General features: G+C 69.9%; 17 protein-coding genes. 4 read left to right on the top strand and 13 right to left on the bottom strand.

Annotation, left to right across the window (positions count from 1 at the left end; translation table 11 throughout):
- Positions 1–44 precede the first annotated feature (44 nt).
- From ACQHIV_RS15640 to ACQHIV_RS15590, 11 genes are all read right to left on the bottom strand, one after another.
- Entirely contained in the window at positions 45–1,115 is a 1,071-nt protein-coding gene (locus tag ACQHIV_RS15640; RefSeq protein WP_427894939.1) for a sugar ABC transporter substrate-binding protein, read from the bottom strand.
- Between the two features lie 82 nt (positions 1,116–1,197).
- Complete coding sequence (locus ACQHIV_RS15635; RefSeq protein WP_427894937.1) at positions 1,198–2,373, bottom strand: ROK family transcriptional regulator; 1,176 nt, start codon at positions 2,371–2,373, stop codon at positions 1,198–1,200.
- Between the two features lie 150 nt (positions 2,374–2,523).
- On the bottom strand, positions 2,524–3,309 hold the full coding sequence (locus tag ACQHIV_RS15630) for an adenosylcobinamide-GDP ribazoletransferase (RefSeq protein ID WP_427894935.1): 786 nt from the start codon (positions 3,307–3,309) through the stop codon (positions 2,524–2,526).
- Complete coding sequence (locus ACQHIV_RS15625; protein WP_427894933.1) at positions 3,306–3,833, bottom strand: bifunctional adenosylcobinamide kinase/adenosylcobinamide-phosphate guanylyltransferase; 528 nt, start codon at positions 3,831–3,833, stop codon at positions 3,306–3,308. Before ACQHIV_RS15625 ends, ACQHIV_RS15630 begins: the two co-directional genes overlap by 4 nt.
- Positions 3,826–4,635, bottom strand: coding sequence for an ECF transporter S component (locus tag ACQHIV_RS15620; protein WP_427894931.1), 810 nt, complete (start codon positions 4,633–4,635; stop codon positions 3,826–3,828). Before ACQHIV_RS15620 ends, ACQHIV_RS15625 begins: the two co-directional genes overlap by 8 nt.
- Positions 4,632–6,239, bottom strand: coding sequence for an ABC transporter ATP-binding protein (locus ACQHIV_RS15615; RefSeq protein WP_427894929.1), 1,608 nt, complete (start codon positions 6,237–6,239; stop codon positions 4,632–4,634). The genes ACQHIV_RS15620 and ACQHIV_RS15615 overlap by 4 nt, the downstream gene beginning before the upstream one ends.
- Positions 6,236–7,321 carry an energy-coupling factor transporter transmembrane component T gene (locus ACQHIV_RS15610; RefSeq protein ID WP_427894928.1) on the bottom strand — a complete coding sequence of 362 codons (1,086 nt, stop codon included), beginning with the start codon at positions 7,319–7,321 and terminating at the stop codon, positions 6,236–6,238. The genes ACQHIV_RS15615 and ACQHIV_RS15610 overlap by 4 nt, the downstream gene beginning before the upstream one ends.
- Positions 7,322–8,023, bottom strand: coding sequence for an SCO2322 family protein (locus ACQHIV_RS15605; RefSeq protein ID WP_427894926.1), 702 nt, complete (start codon positions 8,021–8,023; stop codon positions 7,322–7,324).
- Positions 8,024–8,238: 215 nt separating this feature from the next.
- Positions 8,239–8,448, bottom strand: a complete 210-nt coding sequence (locus ACQHIV_RS15600) for a hypothetical protein (protein ID WP_325035728.1) — start codon at positions 8,446–8,448, stop codon at positions 8,239–8,241.
- Positions 8,445–9,455 carry an aldo/keto reductase family protein gene (locus tag ACQHIV_RS15595; protein WP_427894924.1) on the bottom strand — a complete coding sequence of 337 codons (1,011 nt, stop codon included), beginning with the start codon at positions 9,453–9,455 and terminating at the stop codon, positions 8,445–8,447. Before ACQHIV_RS15595 ends, ACQHIV_RS15600 begins: the two co-directional genes overlap by 4 nt.
- A 23-nt stretch (positions 9,456–9,478) precedes the next feature.
- Entirely contained in the window at positions 9,479–10,066 is a 588-nt protein-coding gene (locus ACQHIV_RS15590) for a DUF3043 domain-containing protein (protein WP_427894922.1), read from the bottom strand.
- Positions 10,067–10,230: 164 nt separating this feature from the next.
- On the opposite strand from ACQHIV_RS15590, the gene ACQHIV_RS15585 reads away from it, so the two are divergent.
- From ACQHIV_RS15585 to ACQHIV_RS15570, 4 genes are all read left to right on the top strand, one after another.
- Positions 10,231–11,058, top strand: a complete 828-nt coding sequence (locus ACQHIV_RS15585) for a PspA/IM30 family protein (RefSeq protein ID WP_427894920.1) — start codon at positions 10,231–10,233, stop codon at positions 11,056–11,058.
- Positions 11,055–11,330 carry a PspA-associated protein PspAA gene (pspAA, locus tag ACQHIV_RS15580; protein ID WP_344201623.1) on the top strand — a complete coding sequence of 92 codons (276 nt, stop codon included), beginning with the start codon at positions 11,055–11,057 and terminating at the stop codon, positions 11,328–11,330. Before ACQHIV_RS15585 ends, pspAA begins: the two co-directional genes overlap by 4 nt.
- A 281-nt stretch (positions 11,331–11,611) precedes the next feature.
- Positions 11,612–13,138 (top strand): sugar transferase, encoded by a 1,527-nt coding sequence (locus ACQHIV_RS15575; RefSeq protein WP_427894918.1) that lies wholly within the window; start codon positions 11,612–11,614, stop codon positions 13,136–13,138.
- Entirely contained in the window at positions 13,128–13,673 is a 546-nt protein-coding gene (locus tag ACQHIV_RS15570) for an RNA polymerase sigma factor (protein ID WP_427894916.1), read from the top strand. The genes ACQHIV_RS15575 and ACQHIV_RS15570 overlap by 11 nt, the downstream gene beginning before the upstream one ends.
- Before the next feature lie 38 nt (positions 13,674–13,711).
- Here the strand turns inward: ACQHIV_RS15570 and ACQHIV_RS15565 are convergent, their stop codons facing one another.
- The gene (locus ACQHIV_RS15565; RefSeq protein ID WP_427894914.1) at positions 13,712–14,056 is read right to left on the bottom strand and encodes a hypothetical protein; all 345 of its coding nucleotides are present in this window, start codon (positions 14,054–14,056) and stop codon (positions 13,712–13,714) included.
- Positions 14,053–15,675, bottom strand: a complete 1,623-nt coding sequence (locus ACQHIV_RS15560) for a right-handed parallel beta-helix repeat-containing protein (RefSeq protein WP_427894912.1) — start codon at positions 15,673–15,675, stop codon at positions 14,053–14,055. Before ACQHIV_RS15560 ends, ACQHIV_RS15565 begins: the two co-directional genes overlap by 4 nt.
- Between the last annotated feature and the right edge of the window lie 5 nt (positions 15,676–15,680).

Below are 15,680 nucleotides of genomic sequence, written 5' to 3'. Positions count from 1 at the left end.
GCGTTGCCCCCGCACCTCACTACGGGGGCAACGCCGCGGGGCGGTCAGTTGGTGGAGAGTCCGGCGGCGGTGCAGGCCGCGGCGAACGACGCCGTACAGATGTCGGTGATCTTGTACAGGTTGTCCTTCACCACGGTGTCCTTGATGTTGGCCTTGGTCACCGCGACCGGGTCGAGGATCGTTGCCGGTACGCCGTTCTTGTCGGTGGTGGACTCCGGCTTGCTGCCGTTCGCCAGCGCGACCGCGCCCTTGGCGGCGGCCTCGGCCTCCGGCTTGACCGCCTTGTAGATGGTCATCGCCTGGTCGCCGGCGACGATCCGCTGGATCGCGGCCAGTTCCGAGTCCTGCCCGGTGACCGGCGGCAGCGGCTTCACGCCGCCGCCCTTGAGCGCCGCGATCGCACCGCCCGCGGTGCCGTCGTTGGCGGCGTACACACCGACCAGGCCGTTCTTGATCGCGCTCAGCTGGCCTTCCATCCAGGCCTGTGCCTTGTCCGGGCTCCAGTCCGGCGTGTCGAACTCGGCGGCGATCTTGAACCCGCTCGAGTCCAGCACGCTGTGCGCGCCCTTCTTGAACTCGGCCGCGTTCGGGTCGGTCGGCGAGCCGTTGATCATCGCGATGTTGCCGGACGTCTTGCCGGCCGCCTTGAGGGTGTCGACCAGGGTCTGCGCCTGCAGCTTGCCGACGGCCTCGTTCTCGAACGAGACGTAGTAGTCGGCCTTGTCGATGAACCGGTCGTACGCGACCACCGGGACGTTCTGCGCCTTCGCGGAGGCGGCGACCGCGGCGGCGGCCTTGCCGTCGACCGGGTCCAGGACCAGGACCTTCGCGCCCTGGGTGAGCGCGGCCTCGGCCTGCTGCTGTTGCTTGGACGCGTCCTGGTCGGCGTTGCTGTAGATCAGCTCGCACTTCGCGCAGGCCGCCTTCAGCGCCTCGGTGAACAGCGGACGGTCGAGGGCCTCGTACCGGGTTGTCTTCGACTCGGGCAGCAGCAGCGCGATCTTCTTGGCGTCACCCTTGCTGCCGGAGTCGTTGGAGCCGCAGGCCACCAGGGAAGTGGCAAGGGCCGACACGGCGATGCCGAGGCCGACGAGACGGAGTGCGGAGAGGGACATGTGGCGGCTCCTTGACGGGACAGGCCGATTTTGGCCTGCCCCGCAGTCAAGCCGGGTCAGCCCTTGACGTCAAGACTTGAATTCAAGAAATGGAGATATTGGTGTGACTGAGCATCGACGCGCGGTGGATCGCACCGACGATGTCGGCCTCGTCGCCGAGCTCGGCCCGGCGCAGTTCGACGGTCGCGGCGGCGCTCGGGATCGCGCACCGGTCGAGGGCCTCGCGGAGCGGGCCGAGGATGAGTTCGCCGGCCTCGGCGAGCAGTCCGCCGACCACGATCGCCTCCGGGTTGAGCAGGTTCACCACGCCGGCCACGGCGACGCCGACCCGGCGGCCGGCGTCCTCGATCACCCGGCGGCAGCCCGCGTCGCCGGCCGCCGCGCGGTGCACGATGTCCTTCAGCCGCAGCGGCCCGTGGGAGGCGGCGAGGCTGCTGATCAGGGCGCGGGAGCCGACGAACGTGTCCAGGCAGCCGCGGTTCCCGCACCGGCAGATCGGGCCGTTCTCGTCGATCGTGACGTGGCCGATCTCGCCCGCCGTACCGGCTGAGCCGCGGTAGACCTCGCCGTCGATCACCAGGCCCGCGCCGACGCCGTACGAGAACTTCAGGTAGCAGCCGTTCCGGACGCCGCGCAGCCCGCCGGCCCGGAGTTCGCCGAGGGCTGCCAGGTTGGCGGTGTTGTCGAGCGCGACCGGCGCCCGCAGGTACGCCGACATCGCGTCGGTGACGTTCACGCCGCGCCAGCCGGGGAGGACGGCGTCCGACCCGGCCTCGCCGCTGATCGCGTCCACCGGCATCGGCAGCCCGAATCCGATCGCGGAGATGTCCTCGACGCCGGAGCTGACCGTCTCGGCGAGGTCGGCGAGCAGCCGGGCCGCGCGTTCCATGCCCTCGTCGGCGACGTGGTCGGCCTGCAGCGGCATCAGTTGCTGGGCGAGGATCTCGCGGGAGCTGTTGGCGACCGCGACCCGGACGTCGCGCTCGCCGAACGCGACGCCGGCCAGCAGGCCGCCGCCGGACGCGAGCGAGACCAGGACGGCGCGGCGGCCGTTGCGGATGCTGCGGGACAGGCCGACCATGCCGGCCTGGTCGAGTTCCTTCACCATGTTCGACACGGTGGCCGCGGAGAGGCCGGAGGCGGCCGCGATCTCGACCTGGGTGAGCGGGCCGTGCTGCCGGACGACACCGAGAACGCGCGCACGATTGGCTTCGCGCAGCGAAGCCTGCGAGCCCGGAGCTGGGCGAGTTGCGTTCATTACATAAAGATAACGGATCGCGGGGCGTACCCGGCCGCCCACCGGTCGTGAACCATGAACATCAGTCGCAACCTCGCCGTCACTACCCCACTTGATCGTTCCATCGGCGACAGTAGACCACCGCGGGGACAGCGTGCTGGAGGTGAGCGCTCACACGGTCAGGGCGAGCGTTACGAGGGCTACTGGGAGGGCCAGTTCGACGGTTGCGCCTAGTACGTCGCCGGTGGTGCCGCCGAGCTTCTTGGTCGCCTGGCGGCTGGTGAGAAGGCTGGTGAGGACCGCGAGAAGTACGGCGGCCGCGGCGCCGGTCAACCGCGCGACGCTCGTGGTGTGGAGCCAGGTGAGGGCGACGGCTGCCGCGAGGGTGAGTGCTGTTGCGACGGTCGCGGTCGTGGGGCGGACGGTGGCGGCGACGACGGTGCCGAGGCCGTCGGGGCGGGCGGCGGGGATCGACGTACGGCAGGACCAGGGGAGGGTGAGGCGACTGGCGACGGTGGCGATCAGGACCGCCTGCCAGCCGAAGCCCGCCTGTACGCAGGCGGTCAGCGCGGCGACGTCGAGCAACAGCACGCCGACGATCGCGACCACGCCGAACGGGCCGATGTCGCTCTGCTTCATGATCCGCAACATCGTCTCGCGATCCCGCCGCGACCCCAGCGCGTCCGCGAAGTCCGCCAGCCCGTCCAGATGCAACCCACCGGCCAACCCGCCCACCACCAGCACCCCCAGCACAGCCGCCAGCAGCCCCGCCTCCGGCCGCACGACCTCCACCAACGCCACCACGCCCGCCGCAACCCCACCCACCACCAAACCAACCCCGGGCGCAAACACCATCGCCCACCCCCCAACCACCCGATCCACCCGCCGCGGAACCCCCGCCGGAAGAACGGTGAGCGTGCCGAATGAAAGCCGCAGCCCGTCGCTCAAAGTACTCATGTGAGTGGGATTGTGCGGCCGGCGATGGTCCAGAGGACTTGGGTGGAGGCCAGGGAGATGGTGGTGTTGAGGCGGCCCATCAGGTCGCGGAAGAGGCGGGTGGCGGGGTCGGCGGGGACTATGCCGGAGCCTACGTCGTTGCTGACGGCAACTACGCGGCGTGGGGTGGACGACCAGGCGCCGGCGAGGCGGGTGATCTGCTGTTCGACGACGTCCGCGCGGCCGAGGCTTTCCCAGACCTGCAGGGCGTCCATGGTGCGGGAGAGCCACAGCGTCAGGCAGTCGATCAGCAACGGCGGGCCGGGGGTTTCGAGCAGCGGGACGAGGTCGATCGTCTCCGCCAGGCCCCACGACGCGGGCCGCCGCGACCGGTGCTTGGCCACCCGGTCGGCCCACTCCGCGCTGCCGGCGTCGTCGCCGCCGGTGGCGACGTACACGACGTCCGGTACGTCGGCCAGCAGCCGCTCGGCCGCGATCGACTTGCCCGACCGCGCCCCGCCCAGCACCAACGTCCGATCAGCCATTCGTCCTCCCGGGCTCGAAAACCACCGGCGCCTCGAACGCCGCCTTGCGGGCCGTCCGCCGGAACGCGTTCAGGATCGGCCGCCCGAGCACCAGCACCAGCACCGCGCACAGGATCCCGCGCGGAATGTCCCACCCGAGCGAGGTCGCCACCACGAACAGGAAGTACCGGTGCAGGTTCTCGGCCAGCGCGTCACCCGGGACGAACGAGAAGTCGCTCCCGAACGTCGCGTACGGCCAGAACCACAGGTTCATGATGATCCCGTACAGCACCCCGGACACCAGCGAGTACGCCGCCAGCAGCAGCAGCTCCAGCCGCCCGCCGGCCCGTGGCAGCAGCCCGGCCAGGCATCCGACCCACGCGCAGGCGAACATCTGGAACGGCATCCACGGCCCGACCCCGCCGCTGATCAACGCCCCGCCCAGCAGCGACACCGCGCCGAGCACGAACCCGAACCCGGCGCCGAACGCCCGCCCGGCCAGCACCAGCAGGAAGAACCCGGGCTCGAGTCCCGCCGTACCCGGGCCGAGCGCCCGCAGCGCCGCGCCGACCGCCGCGAGCATGCCGACCAGCGAGATCACCTTGGCGTCGATGCCGGACTCGGACAGCTCCGCGAGTACGACGGCCACCAGCAACGGCAGCAGCAACACGAACAGCCACGGCGCGTCCGTGGTGTGACCGATCGCCGCCGCGCCGGCCTGCGCGGTCCGGAAGAACAACGGCCAGGCGAACGCCAGTACGCCGACCAGCGAGGCGACCAGCAACGCGACCGTACTGCGAGGCTTCAGGCGGATCAGGTTCATGAGGCTCGATCCAGCGCGTCGGCGACCTCGCCGACCGTCAGGAAAGGCAACGGTGCAAGGATCTTCGCGACCTGCGGCGCGAACGCGGGAGACCCGGCGATCACCTCGGCGGTCGGGCCGTCGCTGACCAGCTCACCCTCGGCCAGCACCATCACCCGCGTCGCAACCTCAGCCACCATCTCCACGTCGTGCGTCGACAGCACCACCGCGTGCCCAGCCGCCGCCAGCTCGCGCAGGATCGCCACCAGCCGCCGCTTCGCCCCGTAGTCGAGCCCACGCGTCGGCTCGTCCAGCAACAGCAGGGGAGGAGCGCCACACAGTACGACGGCCAGCGCCAGGCACAACCGTTGTCCCTCGGACAGATCACGTGGGTGCACGTCCAACGCCACGTCCGGCGCCAGCCGCTCCAGCAACGCCCGGCAGCTACCCGCACGCACCTTGAAGTCCGAGTCCGCGCTGGCGCACTCGTCCGCGACCGTAGCGGCGTACAGCAGGTCAGCTGGCTCCTGTGGGACCAGGCCGACCGCCTTGACGAGTTGCTTCGGCTTGGTACGTCGAGGGTCCGTCCCGGCGGCAACCGCCGTACCGGAGCGGACAGGGACGATGCCTACGAGCGCGTTGAGCAGCGTCGACTTGCCCGCGCCGTTGCGGCCCATCAACGCGACGACCTCGCCGGCCTTGACACTGATGGAGACGCCGCGCAGTGCGGTGACGGCGCCGTACCCCACCACCAGGTCCTTGCAGTGGGCAAGCTCAGCCCCCAACGGTCCCGCCGTACGCGACGGGGGTGACACCAGGCGGGAGCGCAAGGTCACTGCGGCGCGCCTTGCGTCTCGTACAGACAGGGGGAGCGGTGACCAGCCAGCCAGCCGCCCTAGCTCCACCACGGGCGGTGCGACGGGCGCGGTCACCATGCGGTCCGCGGGCAGTCCCGTCGACACCGCAGCAGCCCCACCCGGTACTTCGATCACCCGGTCGGCGTACTGGATCACCCGCTCCAGCCGGTGCTCGGCCATCACGACGGTGACGCCCAGGTCGTGAACGAGCCGCTGGAGCGCAGCCAGCACCTCCTCGGCTGCCTGCGGGTCAAGCGCCGACGTGGGCTCGTCCAGCACCAGTACGGCGGGATGCGACGTCAGGGCCGCACCGATAGCGGTCCGTTGCCGCTGACCGCCCGACAACGACGTGAGGGCCCGGTCCCGTACGTCGGCCAGCCCCAGCAGGTCGAGCGTCTCCTCCACACGGCGGCGCATCACGTCCGGCGGCACGCCCAGCGACTCCATGCTGTACGCGAGCTCGTCCTCGACCGTGTCCGTGACGAACCCGGCCATCGGGTCCTGCCCGACCATCCCGACGACGTCCGCGAGGTCGCGCGGCCGGTACTCCCGGGTGTCGCGCCCGGACACCAGCACTCGCCCGGCGAGCGTACCGCCGGTGAAGTGCGGCACCAGCCCGTTGATTGCCCGCAGCAACGTGGACTTGCCCGAGCCGGTCCGCCCGATCACCAACGCCAGCTCACCCTCCGGCACCGTGAAGCTCACGTCCCGCAGAGCCGGCCCCCGGGCCCCGTCGTACGTCACGCTCACCCGGTCGAACTCGATCATGCGGCGCCCTTCTTCAACGGTGGTGCGGCGAGTGCGGGCACCAGGCCGATCAGTACGCCGACAACCGGCAGCACAGGTACCGGCGGAACCACCAACGGGCCTGCCAGCAGCAGGCCGTCCACACCACGCACCGCCGCGGTCACCATGGCTCCGGCAGCGACCGCACCGGCCGCCACGACCAGCCACTCGGGCAATGCCCACGGATCCGGCCGGTAGCGCGTCCTGCTGACCCGCTGGCGTCCTACAGCCATCGCCGCGACCGCCAGCAGTACGCCGACCACCAGCGCGCCGGCGGCGAGTGGAAACGCCATGGAGTCGGTCAGCAACGCGTAGACGCCGAGCAGGATCCCTAGCAGGCCCAGCAGCACACACAATGCTGTGAGCCGACGCTGACCACGAGAAGCCTGCGCCGTACGCCCGTACCCGCGGGAGTCCATCGCAGCCGCCAGCTCCACAGAACGGTCCAGTGCGCCCTCCAGGACCGGCATAGCCGTCGTACGGAAGGAAGCGCGCGTACGGCCGCGCAGCCGGCGGGCACCGCGGATCCGGCGGCCGTCCGTCACCAGTTGTGGTGCGAAGGTCAGCGCCACGACGCAGGCGACGCCCATCTCGTACAGGGCTCCCGGCAACGACTTCAGCAACCGCCGCGGGCTGGCCAGTGCGTTGGCCGCGCCCACGCAGCACAGCATCACTGCCAGTTGCCCACCGTCGTACAGAGCGGTGATGAGTGCCTCGGCCGTCACCTGACCGCCGAGCTTGACCCCGGCAGCCCAGTCCGGCAACGGGACCTGCGGCAGCGTGAACAGCACCGTGTTGCCCTGCGAGCGGGTGGACAGCAACGCCTGCAGAACCACCCGGATCGCAATGACCAGCAGCCCCAGCTTGAGGAACGCCGTGAAGCTGTGCGCCCACGGCGCGTCGCTCCGCCGCGCAGCTACAACAAAACCGGTGACCGCGAGGATAAGAACCAGCAAGACCGGGTTACGCGTCCGGCTGGCAGCAACAGCCATGCAGAGCGCCCACAACCACCAGGCCCCCGGGTGAAGTGCCCGGGGGAGTGTGAGGTGGTGTACGGCGCGCATCTACTTCGCTGCGGTACGGCGGCGACTCAGGATCAGCCCGCCGCCCGCCAGCAGCACGACCACGACGATCGCGATGATGATGCCGGTCCACGGCGTACCGCTGTTGTCCGAGGCCGGGGCGGCCGGGGCGGCGGTCGAGCCCACGGCGGACTTGATCTCGAGCGTCACCGGGGTGTCGGTGGCCGGGACCTTGATGTTCTTCACCTGGTCGCCGCAGCCCTTCGCCGGGTACCCGTTGATCCCGCAGGTCAGGCCCTTCTCGATCCGGTCCGGCCCGGTCGCGGCCAGGATCTGCGCACCGTTCGAGGCCGTGGCGGTCACCACGCACGTCCCGGTGGCCTGGCCGGGGGTCTCACCGGAGACGGCGTCCTCCGGCGTACCCGGGTCGACGACCAGGGCCACGCGCTTCTTGCCGCTCTCGGCCGGGGTCTTGCCGCAGATGGCCTCGAAGTCGCCCGCGGCCCGCGGTACCCGGGGCTTGGCGCCGCCGACGGCGAAGCGCCAGCCCTCGACCGCCCCGTCGGCGGGAACGGTGGCGTCGGCGCCCTTCTGCGAGAAGGCCCACTGGCCTGCTGTCCACTGGTAGTAGCCCCAGAAGCGGTAGCCGTCCTCGGCGCGCGCCGAGGTGGCAACGGTCCCGGCCAGCAGGAGACCCGCCAGCAGGCTCAGGACCAGTCGGAGGGTCCGGCGATGTGCAGTCATGATGTGTTCCTCGGTCGGGCCGCAGCCCGGTGGAGGAGGTCCCGCCTGCACCGGCAGGGTAGGGGCTCCACCCGCGGACCACGGCGGGTAGTCGAGCCTGACTGCCTGCGTCACAGTGTTCCGGCTTGCCACCAGGTGCGGTGGCCTACGGTTGCGGGTCAGCGCCGGACTTGGACCGGCTTCCCTGTGACGCAGGCGTGTGGTTCGTGCGAATCCTACTCTGCCGACGAGAGGCTCATCGGCCCGTACACCTCACGGCCGTCCTCCAGCAGGTACACCTGCCCGACGCCGCGGTCGGCCAGGTCCCGCCAGGTCTCGCCCAGCCAGCTCTCGGCGTCGCCCTGGGCCGAGAACTCCGCGCCGCCGACCTCGCCCGGGTCGACCAGCGCGCCGGTCGCGGTCTCGAACCGCCAGCTCCAGCTCACGAGTTCGGCCGCTTCTGCGGGGCGTTCTGCACGGTCTTGGCCGGATCCTTCTCGACGATGTGGCCGAGCACCTCGTCGATCCGCTTCAGCAGGCTCTCGTCCAGCGTCACGCCGGAGGCCTTGACGTTCTCGGTGACCTGCTCGGGCCGGGAGGCGCCGATGATCGCCGAGGCGACGTTCGGGTTCTGCAGCACCCAGGCGATCGCCAGCTGGGACAGCGACAGGTCCACCTCGGCCGCCAGCGGCTTGAGCTCCTGGACCCGGGTCAGTACGTCGTCGGTGAGGAACCGCTTGATGAAGTTCGACCCGTTCGCGTCGGTGGCCCGGGAGCCCTCCGGCGGCTGCTGCCCGGGCAGGTACTTGCCGGTCAGCACGCCCTGCGCGATCGGCGAGAACACCACCTGGCTGATCCCGAGCTCCTCGGACGCCGGGACCACCTCGCCCTCGATGACCCGCCAGAGCATGCTGTACTGCGGCTGGTTCGAGACGAACGGGATGCGCAGCTCACGGGCCAGCCGGTGGCCCTCCTGGAGCTGCTCCGCGGTCCACTCCGAGACCCCGATGTACAGCGCCTTGCCCTGCCGGACGACGTCGGCGAACGCCTCCATGGTCTCCTCGAGCGGCGTCTCGGTGTCGTACCGGTGCGCCTGGTAGAGGTCGACGTAGTCGGTGCCGAGCCGCTTGAGCGAGCCATTGATCGACTCGTGGATGTGCTTGCGGGACAGGCCGGTGTCGTTCGGGCCCATCGGACCGGTCGGCCAGTACACCTTGGTGAAGATCTCCAGCGACTCGCGGCGCTCGCCGGCCAGCGCCTCGCCGAGCACCGACTCGGCCTTGGTGTTGGCGTAGGTGTCGGCGGTGTCGAACGTCGTGATGCCGGCCTCCAGGGCGGCCCGGACGCAGGCCTTGGCCTGCTCGTTCTCCACCTGTGAGCCGTGCGTCAGCCAGTTGCCGTACGAGATCTCGCTGACCTTGAGACCACTGTTGCCCAGATAGCGGAAGTCCATACCCAGACCCTACTTGCCAGGGCTCAGGACGGCTTCTCGCCGCGCTTCACCATCGGCTTGGGCAGCCGCCAGCGGCGCATCTGCATGGTCCGCCGGACCGCGTAGAAGCCGATCCCCTTGAGGGGCTCCTTCGGGAACTTGATCCGGATCTGCTTCTTCAGCCCCGCCGTCAGCAGGAACCAGTCGGCGGCGATCAGCAGGATCATGAACAGGAACAGCAGGTTCACCATCCCGGCCAGCCACGGGAACTGCGGCGAGAACACCACGCCGACCAGCGACACCACCAGCAGGATCGGCAGCGCGAACTCCATCACCGAGTACCGGGCGTCCACATAGTCGCGGGCGAACCGCCGGACCGGGCCCTTGTCGGCGGCCGGCAGGTACCGGTCGTCGCCGGTCTGCATGGCCTGCTGCATCTTGGCCCGCTCGGTCCGCATCTTGTCCCGGCGGATCGCCGAGGCCTCCTTGCGGTTCCGCGGCTTCTTGAACGCCGCCTTCCGGGCCGCCTCCGCTTCCTTGCGGCTGGGCGTCGGCCGCCCCTTGCCGCCCGGCTTGCCCTGGGGGTCGGCGGGTACGGTGGTAGCTGTCTCAGACTTGGTACGACGGAACACGGGTTCGGAACCTCATTCGCAGGGCAGGGCGCGTCGGGGTGGTCCCCGGACCTTTACACCACTTTATCGGGGCCTGTCCTGATGGTGTGGTGACCCGGTGGGACATAGGGTGGACGATACGCACGCCGGGTCGTCAGGCCGGCACAGAAGGGGTACGGATATCGATGAGCATCTTCAAGCGGATGTCGACGATCTTCAAGGCCAAGGCGAACTCCGCCCTGGACAAGGCCGAGGATCCTCGCGAAACCCTTGACTACTCGTATCAGAAGCAGCTGGAGCTGCTGCAGAAGGTACGCCGCGGCGTGGCCGACGTGGCCACCAGCCGGAAGCGGGTGGAGCTGCAGGCGTCCCAGCTGCAGTCCCAGTCGGCGAAGCTGCAGGAGCAGGCGCAGAAGGCGCTCTCGATGGGCCGCGAGGACCTGGCCCGCGAGGCCCTGACCCGCAAGTCCGGGCTCCAGGGCCAGATCGACGACCTGCAGACCCAGCACGCGCAGCTGCAGGGCGAGGAGGAGAAGCTCACGCTCGCCTCCCAGCGGCTGCAGGCCAAGGTCGAGTCGTTCCGGACCCGCAAGGAGACCATCAAGGCCACCTACACCGCGGCCGAGGCGCAGACCCGGATCAACGAGGCGTTCTCCGGCATCTCCGAGGAGATGAGCGACGTCGGCCTCGCGGTGCAGCGCGCCGAGGACCGGACCCAGCAGATGCAGGCCCGGGCCGGTGCGATCGACGAGCTGCTCGCCTCCGGCGCGCTCGACGACGCCACCGGGACCAGCAAGGACAACATCACGCTCGAGCTCGAGCGGATGTCGTCCGGTTCGGACGTGGAGAACGAGCTGGCCGCGATGAAGGCCCAGCTCTCCGGCGGCGGCGCGCCGAAGGAGATCTCCGGTGAGGGACAGCAGGCCGCCCAGCAGCCCGCCCAGCCAGTGCAGCAGCCGGCCACCCAACCAGCCCCGGAGCCGGCGCGACCTCAGGACGGAGATGTTCGGTGATCGTTCGCATCATGGGTGAAGGTCAGTGGCGACTGGCCGACGAGAAGCTGGACGCGCTCAACGCGGTCGACGGCGACCTGGAGAAGGCCGTGTCGTCCGGCGACGAGGCGGCGTACCAGACCGCGTTCGCGGCCCTGCTGGACTTCGTCCGTTCCGGCGAGAAGGTGCCGGACGACGAACTGCACGACTCCGACGCGATCCTGCCCCCGTCGGACAGTTCGCTCGCCGAGATGCGCGAGCTGATCAGCGGCGACGGCCTGATCGCCGGCTGAGACCCCTTCGAGGCCAGTGCCCCGACCCGGCCAACTGGTCACTTGAAGTAGTCGTTTGAGACCTCCGAGAACCCGAAACAGGGTTCCCGGAGGTCTTTTTCTTGCCGAACCTGAGAGTCGGATTGCTCGGCGGTAAACACTCCCGTCCGATGCTGTTTTCCGCCGCGACCTCGTAGTACTCTCTGGTTCACGCCGTTGTGGGGGCGGCGTTGGACGAAATTCGTGACGGGGAGTGGGTTGGTCACGGGTTTCGGTTTTTCACCTGTGGGGGGTGACTGTGCGTGACTGAATTTGTCATGTCCGAGGGGTTGGCCGATCCGGCTGACTTACGGCCGGCGCCGTCGGGGGAACGACGTCGGCCGGTCTGGGTGGTACCGGACGAAGTACCCGCGGTCGTGCCGCGTGCGGCACGGTTCACCGAGGCGCGCTGGGTCGCGAAGTACCGGTGGGCCGCGCTCGCCGGCGACCTGGTTGCCGCGCTGTTCGGTGTCTCGCTGGCGCTCGTGGTCCGGTTCGGGGCCCAGATCGACTTCGGCTACGTCGTTCTCGGTGCCGCGTTGCCGATCGCCTGGCTGGTCTGCGTCGCGCTGGAGCGGGGTTATGAGACCCGCTACTTCGGCACCGGGCCGGAGGAGTTCCGGTCGATCATCCGGGCGGCCGTCGCGCTGACCGCGGTGGTTGCCGTGACGTCGTACGCGACCAAGAGTCAGGTGGCTCGCGGGTTCGTCGTACTGGCCGTCCCGATGACGTGTTTCGCGGCGATGTTCGCCCGGTGGGTGCTGCACCGGCAGATCTCGAAGCGCCGGACGGCCGGCCGCTGCATGCGCCGGGTACTCGTTGTCGGGCGCAACGACCAGGTGACCACGCTGCACCGGCACCTGGAGGAGCGGAAGACCGACGGGTACGTCGTGGTGGCGAGCTGCCTGCCGCGCGGCGACCTGCCGGACGAGGCCGGGCCGGAACGCCTGGGCCATGCCGAGATGGACATCCTGAAGGCCGTCGACGAGTGGGACGTCGAGGTGGTCGCGGTGGCCGCCGACCCGGAGCTCACCGGGCACTCGCTGCGGAAGCTGTCCTGGGCGCTGGAACAGCGCGGCGTCGAGCTGATCGTGTCGCCGGGCATCGTCGAGGTGGCCGGTCCGCGGATCTCGATCCGGCCGGTCGCCGGGCTGTCGCTGCTGCACCTGGAGCGGCCGTCGGTGAGCGGCGGGCCGCACGTGCTGAAGAGCATCTTCGACCGGGTGGTCGGCGTCCTGCTGATGCTGGCCCTGCTGCCGCTCCTGCTGGTGACGGCGGTCCTGGTGAAGCTCACCAGCCGCGGTCCGGTGCTGTTCCGGCAGACCCGGGTCGGTCGCGGCGGCGAGCAGTTCCGGATGCTGAAGTTCCGCACGATGGTGGCCGACGCCGAGGAACGCAAGGCCGAGCTGCACGCGCTGAACGAGGGTAACGGGATCCTGTTCAAGCTCCGCGACGACCCGCGGGTGACGAGGATCGGGCGCTATCTGCGGAGGTTCTCGGTCGACGAGCTGCCGCAGCTGGTGAACGTGCTGCGTGGCGACATGTCGCTGGTCGGTCCGCGTCCGCCGCTGCCCGCCGAGGTGGCGCAGTACCAGCTCGACGACGCGCGCCGGATGCTGGTGAAGCCGGGACTGACGGGCCTGTGGCAGGTCAGCGGCCGCAGCGATCTGACCTGGGAAGAGTCCATGCGGCTCGACCTGCGGTACGCCGACAACTGGTCGATCGCGCTGGATCTGCTGATCCTGTGGAAGACCGCCCGCGCCGTCCTGGGGAGTGACGGTGCTTACTAGGGACTTCGACCAGACCACGGTGGTCGAGGCCGCGACCGGGGACCAGGTCGCCTGGAGCCGGCTGGTCGACCACTACGCGCGGCTCGTCTGGGCCGTGACCCGCAGCTTCCGGCTGACCGACAGCGACGCGGCCGACGTGTCGCAGATGGTCTGGCTGCGGTTGCTCGAACACATCGATCGCGTCGACCCGGCCCGGGTCGGCGCCTGGCTGGTCGTCACCACGCGCCGGGAATGCCTGCGGGTGCTGGCGTTCCGCAAGCGCGTGCTGCTGACCTACGAGGCGACGGCGTTCGAGGAGGTGGCCGGCGACCAGCCCGAACCGGACGCCGACCTGCTCGCGGGCGAGCGCGCCGACGACGTACGGCGGGCCCTCGAGAGCCTGCCGGACCGGTGGCAGCAACTGCTCGGCATGCTGATGGCCGACCCGCCGGCGCCGTACGCGGAGATCTCGGCGACGATCGGGATCCCGATCGGCAGCATCGGCCCGATCCGCGGCCGTTGCCTGGACAAGCTCCGGCTGCTGCTTGCCTCCTGAGGCAGCCCAAAGAAATGTGCACAGCCGGTCCGGGCCGCCTAAAGCATCACCCAGGCGGTCCGGACCGGCCGTCGTGTGCCCGCGGGCCACCGCAGTAAGAAGCTGACCAGCCGGGTGGCCTCGTCGCCGCAGGCTTCCACCACGACCGGCCCGGCGGGTAATACCCGCAGTTCCACGGCCTGCTCGGTACGTTCGACGTCCAGCGTGACGCCGTACCCGGTGAACCGCAGCCGCCGTACGCCCTCGCTTGCGGGGGCGTCGATCAGGCTGTCGAAGACGAGGTCGAGGACGTCGACGTCACGGTCGCGCCGGCTGAACGCGGCGTACCCGATGCAGCGCAGCAGCGCGATCTGCTCGCCGGCGGCCCGCTCCGTCATGGTCATCGCTCCCCGAGCACCTTGACCACGCTGTCCTGGTCCTGCCCGTACGGCGCTCCCTGCCAGGCGGCCCAGTTCACCCGGTTGCCCTGCTCGTGGACGATGAAGTTCCACGGGCCGGCGTAGGTGTTGTTGAAGAACCGGTTGCCCTGGTGGTAGGTGATCGCGTCCTGCACGGTGGATTTCTGGTACGGCGACCAGGTGGGATACGTGCCCCAGTTGGAGAACAGGCCGTTGAAGCCGCAGCCGCTGGTGAAGCCGCAGGCGGGCGAGATCTTGTCGGGGGACAGGGTGAACACGTTGTCGTGCACCCGCACGTTCTGGGTCTTCCAGCGGCAGTCGCCCAGGTACGGCTGGTTGCGGATGGTGGTGGCGGTGCAGGTCTTCGCGGTCACCACGGACGGGTTCACCAGCGTGCCCACGCCGGTGCTCGTGTTGGCGGCCGAGCCGGCGAACCGGTCGGCGTTCTCCCACAGGATCACCCCGGCCCAGTTGTCGGTGAACACGTTCCCGCTGATCTCGAAGGTCTGGTTGAAGACGCCGGTGACGCGCGCGTCGCTGCCGGACTCGGAGATGTACAGCGCCGGGGTCGGGAAGCCGTGGTTCAGCGGCCCCTTGCCGAGGCCGTTGCGGACGAACGTGTTCCCGCGGATCCCGGCGTTGTAGCTGGTCTCGTAGACGATGCCCTCGGCCTGGTTGCCGGCGATGTAGTTGCCCTCGATCACGAATCCGGTGTTGTTGGTGTCCGCCCACAGGCCGACGCTGTGGTTGTCGTGCACCCAGTTGGCGCGCACCACGGCCCCGGTCACCTCCCAGAACTTGCCGCCGCCGCTGCACCCGCAGCCGCCCTTCAGCTTCTCCCAGTCGTCGGCGTTGTTGCCGGTGATCTCGTTGCCCTGGACGGTGATGCCGGCGACCTTGTCCGCGCTGTAGGCGTTGAAGCCGTACTGCCCGTTGTCCCGCAGGCAGTTGCCGCGGACAACATTGTGGTCGCCGATCATCACGCCGGCGCCGGCGTTGTCCCGGATGGTGTTGGCCAGCACGTTCCAGCGCGCCCCGGAGTCGTGGTTGACCACGCCTTCGTCGTTGTTGGTCCTGGCCGGGCCGAAGTTCTGGATCGTCAGGTTCTTCACCGTGACACCGCTGGCGAAGCCGGTGAACGCGTACCGGTTCAGTCTTCCGCCGTCCAGGACCGCGCCGGGCGCACCGACGTACGTGTTCTTGTCCTTCGGGATCACCTGGGAGTACGGGCTGTTGCCGAGCTTGTGTACGCCGGGCGAGAGCCAGAAGGTGGTCCCGGCCGGGTGGCTGGTGGTCAGCTCGTTGAGGTTGTCGGTGGTGCCGACCACGACCGCGCCGGCCGGGGCGGTGGCGGGTCCGGCGAGGGCCCTCTGGTTCGCGCAGATCCTGGCCGGCGGGGTCGCCGGTGCGGCCGGGGCAGGAGTCATGACGGTACGGGTCGGCGAGACGGCGGGCGTGGCCTGGCGGCCGGCGTGCGGCCGGTACCCGGCGAGGTCCGCGGTGACCAGGGCGGCGACGGTCAGAGCGGCGAATCCGGCGAGGACCTGTGGGCGGCGGTACCACGCGGTCCGTGCACGGGACGAGGCGTTCGCTTCGGGGGGCATGGGGT

Origin of the sequence: Kribbella polygonati, from assembly GCF_050320105.1 — a bacterium.
Taxonomy (GTDB): domain Bacteria; phylum Actinomycetota; class Actinomycetes; order Propionibacteriales; family Kribbellaceae; genus Kribbella.
This window is presented reverse-complemented; position numbering and strand designations above follow the sequence as displayed.